The sequence below is a fragment of the Mesorhizobium sophorae genome (genome assembly GCF_002270415.1).
GTDB lineage: Bacteria > Pseudomonadota > Alphaproteobacteria > Rhizobiales > Rhizobiaceae > Mesorhizobium > Mesorhizobium sophorae.
On record NZ_NNRI01000007.1, the window covers coordinates 306,464 to 322,110 of the forward strand.

Annotated in this window: 14 protein-coding genes and 1 other RNA gene; 10 read left to right on the forward strand and 5 right to left on the reverse strand. The window is 62.5% G+C overall.

The window, feature by feature from the left end; genetic code table 11:
* The 3 genes from CGZ66_RS05900 to ffs all read right to left on the reverse strand — a co-directional run bounded on the left by CGZ66_RS05900 (position 1) and on the right by ffs (position 2,360).
* Complete coding sequence (locus tag CGZ66_RS05900; RefSeq protein WP_095082481.1) at positions 1-324, reverse strand: YbaB/EbfC family nucleoid-associated protein; 324 nt, start codon at positions 322-324, stop codon at positions 1-3.
* Positions 325-355: 31 nt separating this feature from the next.
* Positions 356-2,158, reverse strand: coding sequence for a DNA polymerase III subunit gamma/tau (locus CGZ66_RS05905; protein ID WP_095082483.1), 1,803 nt, complete (start codon positions 2,156-2,158; stop codon positions 356-358).
* 105 nt (positions 2,159-2,263) lie between these two features.
* Positions 2,264-2,360, reverse strand: an RNA gene (gene ffs / locus CGZ66_RS05910) — signal recognition particle sRNA small type.
* A gap of 154 nt (positions 2,361-2,514) precedes the next feature.
* Between ffs and CGZ66_RS05915 the strand changes: the two genes are divergently transcribed.
* Genes CGZ66_RS05915 through CGZ66_RS05925 form a run of 3 tightly spaced genes read left to right on the forward strand, consistent with a single transcriptional unit; the run spans position 2,515 to position 4,259 of the window.
* Positions 2,515-2,934 (forward strand): HIT domain-containing protein, encoded by a 420-nt coding sequence (locus CGZ66_RS05915; protein WP_095082485.1) that lies wholly within the window; start codon positions 2,515-2,517, stop codon positions 2,932-2,934.
* A gap of 37 nt (positions 2,935-2,971) precedes the next feature.
* The gene (nudC, locus tag CGZ66_RS05920; RefSeq protein WP_095082487.1) at positions 2,972-3,916 is read left to right on the forward strand and encodes an NAD(+) diphosphatase; all 945 of its coding nucleotides are present in this window, start codon (positions 2,972-2,974) and stop codon (positions 3,914-3,916) included.
* A 37-nt stretch (positions 3,917-3,953) separates the two neighbouring features.
* Positions 3,954-4,259, forward strand: coding sequence for a Dabb family protein (locus tag CGZ66_RS05925; protein WP_095082490.1), 306 nt, complete (start codon positions 3,954-3,956; stop codon positions 4,257-4,259).
* On the opposite strand, the gene CGZ66_RS05930 is transcribed toward CGZ66_RS05925, so the two are convergent.
* Together CGZ66_RS05930 and CGZ66_RS05935 are read right to left on the reverse strand one after the other, a co-directional pair.
* Entirely contained in the window at positions 4,256-5,119 is an 864-nt protein-coding gene (locus CGZ66_RS05930) for a prephenate dehydratase (protein ID WP_095084280.1), read from the reverse strand. The two genes, CGZ66_RS05925 and CGZ66_RS05930, sit on opposite strands and share 4 nt — an antisense overlap.
* Before the next feature lie 42 nt (positions 5,120-5,161).
* Positions 5,162-5,890: a 3-deoxy-manno-octulosonate cytidylyltransferase gene (locus CGZ66_RS05935; protein WP_095082492.1), complete on the reverse strand. Its 729-nt coding sequence runs from the start codon at positions 5,888-5,890 to the stop codon at positions 5,162-5,164.
* 193 nt (positions 5,891-6,083) lie between these two features.
* Here CGZ66_RS05935 and CGZ66_RS05940 point away from each other — a divergent pair, with 193 nt between their 5' ends.
* The 7 genes from CGZ66_RS05940 (at position 6,084) to CGZ66_RS05970 (ending at position 15,582) form a co-directional block, all read left to right on the forward strand.
* On the forward strand, positions 6,084-6,791 hold the full coding sequence (locus CGZ66_RS05940) for a c-type cytochrome (protein WP_095082494.1): 708 nt from the start codon (positions 6,084-6,086) through the stop codon (positions 6,789-6,791).
* A gap of 164 nt (positions 6,792-6,955) precedes the next feature.
* On the forward strand, positions 6,956-8,833 hold the full coding sequence (locus tag CGZ66_RS05945; RefSeq protein ID WP_095082496.1) for an extracellular solute-binding protein: 1,878 nt from the start codon (positions 6,956-6,958) through the stop codon (positions 8,831-8,833).
* A complete protein-coding gene (locus CGZ66_RS05950; RefSeq protein ID WP_095082498.1) occupies positions 8,833-10,701 on the forward strand; it encodes an extracellular solute-binding protein in 1,869 nt (622 codons plus the stop codon). The genes CGZ66_RS05945 and CGZ66_RS05950 overlap by 1 nt, the downstream gene beginning before the upstream one ends.
* Before the next feature lie 30 nt (positions 10,702-10,731).
* Positions 10,732-11,829 carry a microcin C ABC transporter permease YejB gene (locus tag CGZ66_RS05955; protein ID WP_095082500.1) on the forward strand — a complete coding sequence of 366 codons (1,098 nt, stop codon included), beginning with the start codon at positions 10,732-10,734 and terminating at the stop codon, positions 11,827-11,829.
* On the forward strand, positions 11,829-12,974 hold the full coding sequence (locus CGZ66_RS05960) for an ABC transporter permease (RefSeq protein WP_095082502.1): 1,146 nt from the start codon (positions 11,829-11,831) through the stop codon (positions 12,972-12,974). Before CGZ66_RS05955 ends, CGZ66_RS05960 begins: the two co-directional genes overlap by 1 nt.
* Positions 12,971-14,602, forward strand: a complete 1,632-nt coding sequence (locus CGZ66_RS05965; protein ID WP_095082504.1) for an ABC transporter ATP-binding protein — start codon at positions 12,971-12,973, stop codon at positions 14,600-14,602. The genes CGZ66_RS05960 and CGZ66_RS05965 overlap by 4 nt, the downstream gene beginning before the upstream one ends.
* Before the next feature lie 38 nt (positions 14,603-14,640).
* The gene (locus CGZ66_RS05970; RefSeq protein WP_095082506.1) at positions 14,641-15,582 is read left to right on the forward strand and encodes a 2-hydroxyacid dehydrogenase; all 942 of its coding nucleotides are present in this window, start codon (positions 14,641-14,643) and stop codon (positions 15,580-15,582) included.
* Positions 15,583-15,647: the final 65 nt, after the last annotated feature.

The window sequence follows — 15,647 nt, forward strand, 5'->3', positions numbered from 1 at the left end:
TTAGAAGGGCAGTTTCATTCCTGGCGGGATCGGCAGGCCGGCGGTCAGCGCCTTGGTCTTTTCCTGCATGATCTGCTCGACCTTGGTCTTGGCGTCGTTGTGGGCGGCGAGCACCAGGTCCTCCAGGATCTCGACATCATCCTCCTTGAACAGGGAGCGATCGATCTTCAGAGACTTCATCTCGAATTTTCCGGTCAGCGTCACGTTGACCAGGCCGCCGCCGGCCTGGCCGGACGCTTCCAGCGTGGCGATCTCGTCCTGCATGGCCTGGAACTTGGCCTGCATTTCCTTCGCCTTGCCCATCAGGCCGAGAATATCTTTCATGGTCGCGTCCTTTGCGGATTCGTGGCTCTGGTCAGGTTTCGTCGTCGTCCGCCGGCGGCTCGACCGGCACTTCGGCCTCGATCGTATCGGCTTCCGGCGAGTCGGGAATGCGCACGTCGATGATCTTGGCGCCGGGGAACCGGGCCAGAATGGCGGCGACGGTAGGATCGCTCTTGGCATCGAGGAAGGCGGTCTCGCGCTTGGTCGATTCCATTTCGGCGAGCGTCTGGCCACCCTCTTCCTTCGACAGCGAGACCAGCCAACTGCGGCCGGTCCAGGCGCGCAGTTTCGTCGTCAGGTCGTTGAGCAGCATCTTTGGCGCATCAGCGGTCAGACCGACGTCGATGCGGCCGGGCTCGATGCGCACAAGACGGATACAGCTCTTGACCAGCACCTTGAAGGCGATATCACGCTGCGCGTCGGCAAGGGCAATGATGTCGGCCAGCGATTTCAGCGGAACCTGGGACGTCTCCAGCACCGGTTGCGGGGGCGCGACGAAAGCGGCAGGCGCGGGCGTGGCCTCGACCAACCGCATGGTCTGCGCGCCGCCTGGCCCGGATGGCATGCGGGTCTGTGCAACCGCGCTGGCGCCGCCACCATTGCCGGAACCCGCGGGTGCGCCGTTGGGGCGCGACGCGCCATTTTGAACAGGCGCCGCGCCCTCAAGCGATCTCAACGCCTCGTCCAGCGTCGGCAGGTCGGCGGCGTGGGCCAGCCGGATCAGCACCATCTCGGCGGCGCTCACCGGCCGGTTGGAGGACTGCACCTCGGGGATGCCCTTGAGCAGCATCTGCCATGTCCGCGACAGCACCCTGACCGACAGTGTCCTGGCGAAATCCGCGCCGCGTTGCCGCTCGTCCTGCGACAGCGCAGCGTCGTCGACGGCCGACGGCACGAAACGCAGCCGGGTGACGAGGTGGTTGAACTCGGCAAAATCGGTGAGCACTGCAGCCGGATCGGCGCCGGTGTCGTACTGTGCGCGGAATTCCCCAAGAGCGGCGGCCACATCGCCCTTCATCACATGTTCGAACAGGTCGACGATGCGGGCACGGTCGGCCAGCCCCAGCATCGCCCGCACCGCGTCGGCGCTGACCGAGCCCGCGCCATGGGCGATCGCCTGGTCGAGGATGGAGAGCGAATCACGGGCGGAGCCTTCGGCGGCGCGGGCGATCATTGCCAGCGCTTCGTCGTCGACCGAAATGCCTTCCTTGACTGAGATCGAGGAGAGGTGCGCGACCAGCGCGCCGGCATCGATGCGCCTAAGGTCGAAGCGCTGGCAGCGCGACAGGACGGTGATAGGAACCTTGCGGATTTCGGTGGTGGCGAAGATGAATTTGACGTGCGGCGGCGGCTCTTCCAGCGTCTTCAGCAGGCCGTTGAAGGCCTGCGTGGAAAGCATGTGCACTTCGTCGATGATGTAGACCTTGTAGCGGGCCGAGACCGGCGCATAGCGCACGCGCTCGATGATGTCCCTGATGTCGTCGATGCCGGTGTGCGAGGCGGCATCCATCTCGATGACGTCGACATGGCGGCCTTCCATGATCGCCTGGCAGTGCTCACCGAGCACGGCAAGGTCGACCGAAGGTTGGTCCGTTGTCGGGGTTTCATAATTCAGGGCCCGCGCCAGTATGCGCGCCGTCGTGGTCTTGCCGACACCGCGCACGCCGGTCAGCATCCAGGCCTGGGCAATGCGGCCGGTGGCAAAGGCGTTGGTGAGGGTACGCACCATCGGCTCCTGGCCGACCAGCTCGGCGAAGTTCGAAGGACGGTACTTGCGCGCCAGCACCCGATAGGCAGCGGCCTTGTCCGTTCCCGAATTTCCGGCTTCGCTCATTCGCCCGTAAAGCTCCAAAGGGCTACGCCCGAAGGCGGCCTATTTCTGCGCATAGTCTCACCCGCGCAGCAATGCGTCGTCAATGTCGCGAGAGGAGCCAATGAGGTGGGAGGCTGGAACAATGACCCGTTCCGGGCTCGTTAGGGCTGCTTCCTTCCGGACCTGACCCGGTTGGCGAGTGGATCGTCCACCACCAACCTCCCGCTGTCCATATCGGCAATTCGGCGATGAAATGCAAGTGCGCAGGCGAATCGGCATCACGAACCGCTGGGGGCCAATGATTCGCTTGCAGCCCTGTTGCAGCCGCTCTAGCGTTTATGAGTTTGAGGAAACCAAGAAAAGCAAGGGAAACGCCGATGCTGCCGGGCCTTAAGGCCGGATTCACGCTGGATGCCCGGCTGGAGGCGGACAGCGAACAGTTGATGTGGCTTGGGCTGTGCGAATTGCGGGTGATGAACGACCGGCGCTGGCCATGGTTGCTGCTGGTGCCGCAGCGGCCGGGCGCGGTAGAAATCCACGACATGACGCCGCTCGACCAGGCAATGCTGACCTTCGAGACCAATATGGTGGCGCAGGCGCTGAAGAAGGCGACCGGCTGCACCAAGATCAACACCGGCGCGCTCGGCAACATCGTGCGCCAATTGCACATCCATGTCGTCGCGCGTTCGGAGGGCGATCCCGGCTGGCCAGGCCCGGTGTGGGGACACGGCCTGCGCGAGCCCTATCAGCGTTCCGACCTGCGCCGGTTTGCCCAAACGATAAGGGCGGCGCTATAAGCCTTCCCCGTGTCCATCCCAAAGCATCAGAGTCCGCATGAGCTTCCGCCTGTTTGACGCGCCGCTGCGCGAGCCGAGCCAGTTCGTCGGCTTTGCCGGCAACATCATCGACCGGCAATCCGAAAACCGCGCCGACGATTCCGTCGACAAGGCGCTGGCCGATCCGACGACGCGGCTGCTTCTGATGAATGGCGGCCGGCTCTATCTGAAGCTCGGGGGCAACGGTGGCCTCGATCCCTGGTTCGGCGCCGCCGAGAGCGAGCCGTTCAAGGTTTCCTTCGCCCACGGCGTCCTGCTCGGCTTTTCCGACCTGGGACCCGTGCTGGCGATACCAGCCGGCGTCGAGGCCGAACATTTGTCCGAGACCGTCAAGGCGATCGACTATCGTTCGGTCTACATGCAAGGGCTGATCGATGAGGCGGCCGCCGGCGCGATGGCGCAAGGCGCTGCCCTGCTCGCCTGGCATGCAAGCCATCGCTTCTGCAGCAAATGCGGCACCGAATCACAGATGCGGGCCGGCGGCTACAAACGGCATTGCCCAAATTGCGGCACCGAGCATTTTCCCCGCACCGACCCGGTGGCGATCATGCTGACGGCGACGCGGGACAAATGCCTGCTCGGGCGCGGCCGGCATTTCGGACCGGGCATGTATTCGGCCCTTGCCGGCTTCATCGAGCCGGGCGAGACGATCGAAGCCGCGGTGCGCCGCGAGACGCTGGAGGAGGCCGGCATCAGGCTCGGCCGCGTCGTCTATCACGCCAGCCAGCCCTGGCCGTTTCCCTATTCGCTGATGATCGGCTGCTTCGGCGAGCCGCTCAACGACGACATCCAGGCCGACCTTAACGAGCTTGAAGACTGCCGCTGGTTTGCCCGCGACGAAGTGCGCTTGATGCTGACCAGGGAACATCCCGGCGATCTGGTCACACCACCGAAAGGCGCCATTGCGCACCACCTCATCCGCGCCTGGGTGGACAGCGAATGACGGCCGCCAATACCGAAAGACATTGCAGGAGCAGAAAATGATCCGTCACACCGTCGTGTTCACGCTGAAGCATCCGCCGCATTCGCTGGAGGAAAAGAGGTTCCTGGTCGACGCCAAGAAAGCCCTGTCGGCGATCAGGGGCGTCACGCATTTCGAGCAATTGCGGCAGGTCAGCCCCAAGAACGACTATCGCTTCGGCTTCTCGATGGAGTTCGCCGACCAGGCCGCCTACACCAGATACAACGACCATCCCGACCACGTCGCCTTCGTGCGCGACCGCTGGATCCCGGAAGTCGAGACCTTCATGGAGATCGACTACGTGCCGCTGGGTGCGGTGATTTAGTCAGCCACCTTCCACTGCTCGCGTGACTCGCTGGCCGGATAGACGCCCAGGATCCGCACCTCGCGGGAGAAGAAACGAAGCTCGTCCAGCGCCAGCTTGACCAGCGGATCGTCGGGATGGCCCTCGATGTCGGCGTAAAACAGCGTCGCGGTGAACGCCCCCAACTGGTAGCTCTCCAGCTTGGTCATGTTGATGCCGTTGGTGGCGAAACCGCCCATTGCCTTGTAGAGCGCGGCCGGCACGTTGCGGACGCGGAAGATGAACGTCGTCATCATCTTGGTGTCGGCCGACGGGCGTTCGGCCCATTGCTTGTTCTTGGTCAGAACGACAAAGCGGGTGACGTTGGAATCGGTGTCCTCGACATTCTCCTCGATGATGTCGAGCCCGTAGAGTTCTGCCGCGAGCGCCGGGGCGAGCGACGCCATGGTGCGGTCCTTGACCTCCGAAACCAGCTTCGCCGAACCCGCCGTGTCGCCGGCGACCACCGGCTTCCAGCCATTCTTGCGGATGTATTTGCGGCACTGGCCAAGCGCGTGGATGTGGCTGTGCACGGTCTTGATCTCGTTGCGTTTGACGCCGGGCAGCACCATCAGCTGGAAATGGATTGGCAGGAAATATTCCCCGACGATGTGCAGCCTTGATTCCGGCAACAGATGGTGGATGTCGGCGACGCGCCCGGCGATGGTGTTCTCGATCGGGATCATGGCGAGGTCGGCCTTGCCCGTCTCGACCGCGTTGAACGCATCCTCGAAGGTCGGGCACGGCAACGGCTCCATCGAGGGATAGACGTTGCGGCTGGCGGTGTCGGAATTGGCGCCCGGCTCGCCCTGGAAGGATATTCTGTTGGTCTTTTCAGGCATGCCCAAGTCTCGGTTCAAGGTGTCTCTGTTCGAAGGGATTCTTCAGTGTGAAAGGATGGTTCTGGCGCGTTCGAGGTCTTGCGGCGTGTCGACGCCAAGCGGCAATGAACGCACGATCTCGGCATCGATGCGCATGCCGGCTTCCAGCGCCCGCAGCTGTTCCAGCCGTTCGCGTCGTTCGAGCGGCGACGGCTTCAGCGCGACGAAGCGCTCGAGTGCTGCTCGGCGATAGGCGTAGAGGCCGACATGGTGGTAAAGCGCGCCCTCGCCCCATGGCGCGGTGGCGCGGGTGAAATAGAGCGCCCTCAGCCTGGTGCCGGAAAGCGGCGAGCCGACGATCTTGACGACGTTGGGATTGGTCTTTTCCTCGTCGCGGACGATCTCGACGCCGAGCGTGGCGATATCCACCGCCCTGTCCTCGAACGGCCTGAGTGACGCGGCGATGATTTCCGGGTCGATTGTCGGCAAATCGCCTTGCACATTGACGATCGTTTCGACCTTGCGTTCGGGATCAAGCGCGACCAGAGCCTCGTGGATGCGATCGGAGCCGGATTCGTGATCCATGCGCGTCATCACGGCCTCGAAACCATGCGCGCGCACCGCTTCCGCCACGCTTTGCGTGTCGGTCGCGACCACCACCCGGCCGAGGCCGGCCTCGGCGGCGCGGCGGGCGACATGGACGATCATCGGCGCGCCGGCGATGTCGGCCAGCGGCTTGCCCGGCAGGCGGGTCGAGGCCATGCGGGCCGGGATCAGGATCAGCGTGGACATGCGCGTTGCAAGGCGTCTCAAAAGGGGAAGGGAAAAGTGGCAAAAGGTCTCACTGGAAGCGCCCTTATAGGTGTTGCAACGCCGGAGCAAAAGACCTAGTTTCCGCCCGATTTGACCGCCTTAGCAGGGTGGGTCACGATACCGACGGACGGAGTGGACGGATCGGTCCGCCGGAAAAGGGAGCAAGGGGCGTATGGATTCCAACGAAGTCAACAAGCTGCTCGCCGGATTGCTCGGAACTGTTTTCGTGGTCTTCTCGGTTGGCCTTGTGTCGGATGCGCTGTTTGCCTCGCCGGCGCCGGAAAAGCCTGGCTTCGCCATCGAAGCCACCGAACCCGCCGAAGGCGGCCCGGCCGCTCCGGCTGCCGAAGCCAAGCCGATTGCCGACCTTCTGGCGACCGCCAATGTCGAAGCGGGCGCTGCCGTGTTCAAGAAATGCCAGGCCTGCCATTCCGGTGAAAAGGGCGGCCCCAACAAGGTCGGCCCCGATCTGTGGGATCTCATCGACCGTCCGGTTGGCGAACATGAAGGCTTTGCCTACTCGGCCGGCATGAAGGAATTCTCCAAGGGCGGCACCGAGAAGTGGACCTATGACAACATCAACCACTTCATCACCTCGCCGAAGAAATTCGTGAAGGGCACGGCCATGGGCTTTGCCGGCCTGCCCAAGGACGAGGACCGCGCCAACGTCATCGCCTATCTGCGCACGCTGTCCGACAATCCTAAGCCGCTGCCGGCGCCAGGGGCTGCAGCCGACGCAACGGCACCCGCCAAGCCTGCCGAAGCAGCCGCCCCGGCCAAGCCGGCCGAGGGTGCTGCTCCCGCCAAGCCGGCGGCTCCGGCCGCGCCAGCCCCCGCCGCCCCGGCTCCAGCCGCTCCGGCACCGGCGCCTGCCCAATAAACAAATTGTAACCTCAACGATCTTGAAAAAGCCGGGTTCAGCCCGGCTTTTTTGTTAGCAAGATCGCATGTGCAGCGACAAAGCCGCGCATTGCGGTTTTCACGAGGAGCAAATCATCTAGATTGCCTTTGTGGAATGGACACGCAACGCGAAGAGGACAGTGCATGACGGTTGGCCGAACGCTTCTCAAATCGTTGCTGGCGGCAGCCCTACTGGCGGCGGGATTGCAAGCGACACAAGCCGACGAATGGCGCACCACCTCCTCGCTGATCGGCGAGTCCAAATACGGCGACAATTTCCAGCACTACGACTACGTCAACCCGAGCGCGCCCAAGGGAGGCACGCTGAATTCGGTGGTGCCCGGCACCTATGACAGCTTCAACCCCTATATCGTCCAGGGATCGCCGGCCGCCGGACTGGTCGGATTCGGCGGCGGCCTGCTCTACGACACGCTGATGGAGCAGGCGACCGACGAAGGCAGCACCAGCCATCCGCTGATCGCCGATGCCTACAAATATCCGGCCGATTATTCCTCCGCGACCTACCGGCTCGACCCGCGCGCCAAATGGCATGACGGCCAGCCGATCACTGTCGATGATGTGATCTGGTCGTTCCAGGTGCTGAAGGCGAACAGCCCGCAATACAGCCGCTATTTCGAGAACGTCACCGATGCGGTCGCCGTCTCCGACTGCGAGGTCGAGTTCCATTTCAACCAGAAGGGCAACCGGGAATTGCCGAAGATCATCGGCGACCTTGCCGTACTGCCGAAACACTGGTGGGAAGGCACCGACGCCAACGGCAAGAAGCGCGACGTGACCAAGCCGACGCTGGAAATTCCGCTCGGTTCGGCCGCCTACAAGATCGCCAGTTTCAAGCCCGGCTCGGAAATCATCTGGCAGCGCGTGCCCGACTACTGGGCAGCCAAACTGCCGGTGAAGATCGGCCGCGAGAATTTCGACACGCGACGCTACACCTATATACTCGACGACAACGCCGCCTGGCTGGCTTTCACCAAGGGCGGGCTGGAAGACATCAACCGCGAATACAGCTCGCGCAAATGGGCAACGGCTTACAATTTTCCTGCATTCAAAGCCGGTGATGTCGTCAAGAAGGACTTCCAGACCCAGGCGCCACAGGCGATGCAGGGTTTCGTCCTCAACCAGCGGCGGCCGCTGTTCCAGGACCGGCTGGTGCGTGAAGCGCTGACAATCCCGTTCGATTTCGAGAGCATGAACCGCACGCTGTTCTTCGGCTTCAACACCCGCACATCGAGCTATTTCCAGGGTACCGAACTGGCATCGAGCGGATTGCCGCAAGGCAAGGAGCTGAAAATCCTGGAAAAATATCGCGACAAGCTGCCGCCCGAACTCTTCACCCAGGAATTCAAGCTGCCGGTCTACGATTCCCCGCAATCGGAACGAAAGTACCTGAAACAGGCGGTTGATCTGTTCGCGAAGGCCGGCTGGGTGATCAAGGGCGGCAAGATGGTCAATGCCAAGACCGGAGCGCCGTTCAAGTTCGAAATTCTCGGCTGGAACGACACCGACCAGGTGATCGCCAGCCCCTATATCGACAATCTGCGCAAGATCGGTGTCGACGCCACGCTGCGCATCATCGATCAGACGCAGTACATCAACCGCGTCAACAATTTCGATTTCGATGTCGTCACGGGGCTTCTCCAGCAGTCGGATTCGCCGGGCAACGAACAACGCGACTTCTGGACTTCGAAAGCCGCCGATGCGCCGGGGTCGCGCAATCTGATGGGCATCAAGGATCCGATCATCGACGCGCTGGTCGACCGCATCATCTTCGCCACCGATCGCGACGACCTTGTCGCCGCCACCCACGCGCTCGACCGTATCCTGTTGTGGAACTTCTACGTCGTACCGCAATATCACCGGTCCGCCGTCTGGCTGGCCTATTGGGACAAGTTCGGCTTTCCAGACAAGCAGCCCGCCTACGTGGGCGCCGATATCGATTCCTGGTGGATCGACCTCGATAAGGAAAAGGCGCTGGCGGCCAAGTACAAAGGCGGCAATTGATGGCGGTCCTTGCCCGCCGCAATTTCCTGGCATTGGGCGGTGCTGCCGCCGCCGCCGCCCTGTTGCCCGGCCGAGCCTTCGCCACCCTCCCGACTGGCGTAAAACTGCACGGCCTGTCGGCTTTCGGCGATCTCAAATACAAGCCGGACTTCCCGCATTTCGACTATGTCAATCCGGACGCGCCCAAGGGCGGCCAGATGAATTTCGCGCCGCCCAACGCCACCTTGAATCAGAGCTTCCTGACTTTCAACACATTGAATTCCCTGGTGTTGAAAGGAGATTCACCGCCGCGAACGGAGCTTTGTTTCGATTCTCTGATGGCAAGCGCGCTCGATGAGCCTGATGCGGTCTATGGCCTGCTTGCCGAGTCCGTCACCTTGTCGCAGGACCGCAATGGCTTCCGTTTCAGCCTACGACCGCAAGCCCGCTTCAACAACGGTTCGCCGCTGACCGCCGAAGACGTTGCCTTCGCGTTGAAGCTCTACAAAGACCAAGGCCATCCAAACCTTTCCAAGGCGCTGCGGTATTTGACGGAAGCGGTCGCGGTCGATCCCACCACTCTCGACCTGACCTTCAACGGCGAGCAGTCGCCGCAGAACATCCTTGCGATCGTGGCAATACCGATCGTGTCCAAGGCCTTTTATACGACCAATCATTTCGATGCCTCGACGATGACACCGCCGCTCGGCTCGGGGCCTTACAAGATCGGGCGCGTGGTAGCCGGACAGACTGTCGAATATGACCGCGTCGCCGACTATTGGGGTCGCGATCTAGCCGTGAACCGTGGCCTGTACAATTTCGACCGCATCCGCATCGACTTCTATCTTGATCGGCAGGCGGCTTTTGAAGCCTTCAAGAAAGGCGACACGCATTTTCGCGAGGAATTCACCGCGCGGGTATGGGCGACCGGATACGACTTTCCTGCGCTGAAGGATGGCAAGATCGTCAAACGGGAATTTCCCGGTGAGAAGACGCCAGACATGCAGGGCGTGGCGTTGAATCAACGTCGTCCGCAATTTCGCGACGAGCGGGTACGGCGGGCGATCGCCAGATGCTTCGATTTCGAATGGATGAAGCGGGCCCTGTTTTACGGCTCTTACGAGCGCTCTCAATCGAACTTCGAACGGTCGGATTATAAGGCCGAAGGCCTGCCATCGCCTGGCGAATTGGCCCTGCTCGAGCCGTTCCGGGCTGAGTTGCCACCAGAGGTCTTTGGCGAAGCCGTGACGCAGCCTCTGTCCGACGGCTCGGGCCATGACCGCAAGCTGCTGGGCGAGGCTTCGAGATTGCTTGCGCAAGCCGGCTGGAAACGTGCGGGCAGTTTCGTCGTCAACGACAAGGGTGAGCGTCTGCAGGTTGAAATGCTCGCAGAGGATGACGGCATCGTTCGCATCTTCACACCATGGTCCGAGAATATGAAGGCGATCGGGATCGACGCCTCGATCCGGCAAATCGATTCGGCACAATATGAACAGCGGCACAGTGATTTCGACTTCGATCTTACCGTGCTGCATTGGTCGATCGGAGCGACGCCGACTGAAGACGGCCTGGAGATGCTCTATGATTCCCGAATGGCGAAAACGCCGGGGCAACGCAACTATCCGGGCACGGAAAGCAAGGTCATCGACGCGCTGATCGTGGCAGCTGGCAAGGCACAAAGCCGAAACGAACTCGTCACCGCGCTCAGGGCGCTCGACCGGGTCTTGCGCGCACGGCTAGACTGGATTCCAACATACTATCTGGCGAATCACCGCGTCGCCTATTGGGACATGTTCGACTTCGTCGAGCAAAAGCCCGATTTCGGCTTTCCGGTCGAGACGCTGTGGTGGTTCGATAAGGGCAAGGCGGCAAAAATTGGCAAAGGCTGAGATGTTCGCTCAAGCAGGGCAAAAGACCTGATGGGCGCTTATATCCTGCGCCGCATCCTGTTGATGATCCCGACCCTGTTCGGCATCATGGCGATATCCTTCGCCGTCATCCAGTTCGCGCCGGGCGGCCCGGTCGAGCAGGTCATCGCCCGGCTGACCAACCAGGGCGGCAGCGATCGCCTCGGTGGCGGCGGTGGTGACGCGGTCGGTGGCGCCAATGTCGATGTCGCCGGTGATGTCAGCTCGAAATATCGCGGCGCCCAAGGCCTCGATCCGGAATTCATCAAGAAGCTGGAGAAGCAGTTCGGCTTCGACAAGCCGCCGCTCGAGCGCTTCGGCATGATGTTGTGGAATTATGCACGCTTCGATTTCGGCGACAGCTATTTTCGCGATATTTCGGTGCTCAACCTGATCCTGGAAAAAATGCCGGTGTCGATCTCGATCGGGCTGTGGATCACGCTTCTGTCCTACCTAATTTCGATCCCGCTCGGCATCCGCAAGGCGGTCAAGGACGGCACGCCCTTCGACGTCTGGACCAGCGGCGTCGTCATTGTCGGCTATGCCATTCCGGGCTTCCTGTTCGGCATCATGCTGATGGTGCTGTTTGCCGGCGGGTCGTTCTGGGACTGGTTTCCGCTGCGCGGCCTCACCTCCGACAATTGGGACCAGCTATCCTGGTCCGGCAAGATCATCGACTATTTCTGGCACATGACCTTGCCGCTGACGGCACTGGTGCTGTCGGCCTTCGCCACCACGACGCTGCTGACCAAGAATTCCTTCCTGGAAGAGATCCGCAAGCAGTATGTGGTGACGGCGCGCGCCAAGGGCCTGTCGGAGCGGCAGGTGCTCTACGGCCACGTCTTCCGCAACGCCATGCTGATCGTGATCGCCGGTTTTCCGGGCGCCTTTATCTCGGCCTTCTTCACCGGCTCGCTGCTGATCGAGAACATCTTTTCCCTCGATGGCCTCGGCCTGCTCGGCTTCCGGTCGGTGGTCGAGCGCGACTATCCGGTGGTGTTCGCCAATCTCTACATCTTCTCGCTGCTCGGGCTGTTCGTCGGATTGCTGTCCGACCTGCTCTACACCTGGGTCGATCCGCGCATCGATTTCGAGCGGAGAGACGTCTGATGTCGGACACCACCGCAACCACGGAGGCCGCACCGGAGCGGATCGTGCGGCCGTGGCTGTCGCCGCTCAACAAGCGCCGCCTGCAGAACTTCAGAGCAAACCGGCGCGGCTACTGGTCGCTGTGGATATTCCTCGTCCTGTTCGTGCTGTCGCTGTTTGCCGAATTCATCGCCAACGACAAGCCGATCATCGCCTCCTACAAGGGCGAAATCCTGTTTCCGGTGCTGGTCGCCTACCCCGAGGAAAAGTTCGGCGGCTTCTACGCCGTCACCGACTATCGCGACCCGGTCATCCAGGACGAGATCAACGCCAATGGCTGGATGATCTGGCCGCCGGTGCGCTACTCCTACCAGACCGTCAACAACGCCATTCCGGAAGCGGCACCGGCCAAGCCGTCCTGGCAGTATGACGCCAAGGCGCGCTGCAGCCAGTATCCGCAAGGGGCGGCCGATCCGGCCTGCATCGTCGGCAACTGGAACTGGCTCGGCACCGACGACCAGGCGCGTGACGTGCTGGCGCGCGTCATCTACGGCTTCCGCATTTCGGTGCTGTTCGGCCTGATCCTGACCGCCGGCTCGGCCCTGATCGGCGTCGCGGCCGGCGCCGTGCAAGGTTATTTCGGCGGCTGGACCGATCTCCTGTTCCAGCGTTTCATCGAAATCTGGTCGGCGATCCCGGTGCTCTATCTCCTGCTCATCGTCGCCGCCATCCTGCCGCCGGGCTTCTTCATCCTGCTCGGCCTGATGCTGTTGTTCTCCTGGGTGGCGCTGGTCGGCGTGGTGCGGGCCGAGTTCCTGCGCGCCCGCAATTTCGAATATGTCAACGCGGCGCGCGCGCTCGGCGTACCCAACCGCACCATCATGTTCCGGCATTTGCTGCCCAACGCCATGGTGGCGACATTGACCTTCATGCCCTTCCTGCTCTCGGGCTCGATCTCGACGCTGACCTCGCTCGACTACCTCGGCTTCGGCCTGCCGCCGGGGTCCGCCTCGCTCGGTGAGTTGCTGAAGCAGGCGCAGCGCAATCTCAATGCGCCGTGGCTCGGCATTTCCGGCTTCGTCGTCATCTCGCTGATGCTGTCGCTGCTGGTGTTCGTCGGCGAGGCGACGCGCGACGCCTTCGATCCGCGCAAGACGTTCAAATGAGCGAAGCACCCCTGCTCAGCGTACAAGACCTCAGCGTCGCCTTTGCGCAAGGCGGACAGCAGTCGCTGGCAGTCGACCACATCTCGTTCGGCATCGCCAAGGGCGAGACGGTGGCGCTGGTCGGCGAATCCGGCTCCGGCAAATCGGTGTCGGCGCTGTCAGTGCTGAAGCTGTTGCCCTATCCCAGCGCCAGCCATCCCTCGGGAAAGATCCTGTTCCAGGGCGCCGACCTGCTTGCCATGAGCGAGAAGCAGTTGCGGCAGGTGCGCGGCAACAAGATCACCATGATCTTCCAGGAGCCGATGACTTCACTCAATCCGCTGCACACGATCGAGCAGCAGATCGTCGAAATCCTGAAGCTGCATCAGGGCATGGCCGACCGCCCGGCCAAAGCCCGCACGCTGGCCTTGCTCAACGAGGTCGGCATCCGCGATCCGCAAAAGCGCCTCGATGCCTATCCGCACCAGCTGTCCGGCGGCCAGCGTCAGCGCGTGATGATCGCCATGGCGCTGGCCAACGAACCGGAACTGCTGATCGCCGACGAGCCGACGACGGCACTCGACGTCACCGTGCAGGCGCAGATCCTCGAATTGCTGGCCGGCCTGAAGAGCCGCAAAGGCATGTCGATGCTGTTCATCACCCATGACCTCGGCATCGTGCGCAAGATTGCCGACCGGGTCTGCGTGATGACCAAGGGCAAGATCGTCGAGACCGGCCCGACCAAGGACATCTTTGCCAACCCGCAACACCCCTATACGCGGCATCTGCTGGCCGCCGAGCCGAAAGGCAAGCCGCCGGCGGCCAACGCCGCCGCCAAGCCCGTCATGACCGGCAAGGACATCAAGGTCTGGTTTCCGATCAAGCAGGGCTTCTTCCGGCGCACCGTCGACAATGTGAAGGCTGTCGACGGCATCGATATCACCGTGCGTGCCGGGCAGACGCTCGGCGTGGTCGGCGAATCCGGGTCGGGCAAGACGACGCTTGGACTGGCGCTGGCGCGGATGATCTCGTCGACCGGGAGCATCCAGTTCAACGGGCGCGACATCAACCAGCTCTCCTTCAACGCCATGAGGCCGCTGCGGCGCGAATTGCAGATCGTCTTCCAGGACCCGTTCGGCTCGCTCAGCCCGCGCATGTCGATCGCCGAGATCATCGAGGAAGGCCTGAAGATCCACGAACCGAAACTGTCGCCCGACCAGCGCGACGCACGCGTCGCCGACGTGCTGAAGGAAGTGGGGCTCGATCCCGCTACCCGCAACCGCTACCCGCACGAGTTTTCCGGCGGCCAGCGCCAGCGTGTCGCCATCGCGCGCGCCATGGTGCTCAACCCGCGATTCGTCATGCTAGACGAGCCGACATCGGCGCTCGACATGAGCGTGCAGGCGCAGGTCGTCGACCTGTTGCGCAACCTGCAGGCCAAGCACGACCTCGCCTATCTTTTCATCAGTCACGACCTCAAAGTCATCCGGGCGCTGGCCAACGACGTCATCGTCATGCGCAATGGCAGGATCGTCGAAGCCGGCCCTTCCGAACAGATTTTTGGAAATCCACAAACCGACTATACTCGGGCGCTGATCTCGGCCGCCTTCAAGATAGAGACGGCGCCGGTCGGCATCGTCAGCGAATAGCCTGGACAACGGGCACGCATAACAGGGAAACTCCATTGATGGAAAAAGGCCGCATCCTGCTTGCCGTCACCGGTTTTCATCCGCAGCGCTGGCGCGAGCTCTTGTCGGCCGAGCGCGAGGTGGTGCTGGAGCCGGACGGGGCCAGCGACCCGTCGATCACCTATGCGGTGGTGTGGAAGCAGAAGCCGAACATCCTGGCATCGCTGCCCAATCTGCGCGCCATCTTCTCGATCGGTGCCGGCGTCGACCATATCTTCGCCGACCCGGGCCTGCCCGATGTGCCTATCGTCAAGGTCGTCGCCGACAACCTCACCCAGTACATGACCGAATATGTCGTCTGGCGGGTGCTCGATCATCATCGCCACGGCCTGCTCTACCGGTCGCAGCAACCAAAAAAGATCTGGCACGAGCCGCAGCAGCGGCCGGCCACCGACATTTCGGTCGGCATCATGGGCCTCGGCAATCTCGGCCGCGCCGCCGCCTCGGTGCTTTTGTCACTCGGCTTTGCCGTCAATGGCTGGTCACGCAGCGAGCGGCCGACGAAAGGCGTTGCGACCTACGCCGGCGAGGCCGGACTGATCCCCTTCCTCAAGGCGACCGATATCCTGGTGGTGCTTTTGCCGCTGACCCCGGACACGCATGGCATCATCAATTACGGCGTGCTGAAGGAACTGAGGAAGCGCAACGGCCTCGGCGGCTCGGTGCTGATCAATGCCGGTCGCGGCCGCCTGCAGAAGGACGCCGACATCGTGCGGGCACTGGATGACGGCACGCTGAAGGAGGCGAGCCTCGATGTGTTCGAAGTCGAACCGCTGCCGAAGACCAGTCCGCTGTGGGGACATCCAAAAGTGTTCGTGACGCCGCATGCGGCGGCGACCTCCGATCCTGTCCACCTGGCGCCGATCATGCTGCGCCAGATGGACGCTTTCGAGCGCGGCGAAAAGCTCGACAATCTGGTCGACCGCAAAGCGGGGTACTAGAGCAATTCCAGGAAAGGCGTGAAACGGTTTTCCCGGGAAAAGCGCGTAGCGCTTTCCCTCTGGGC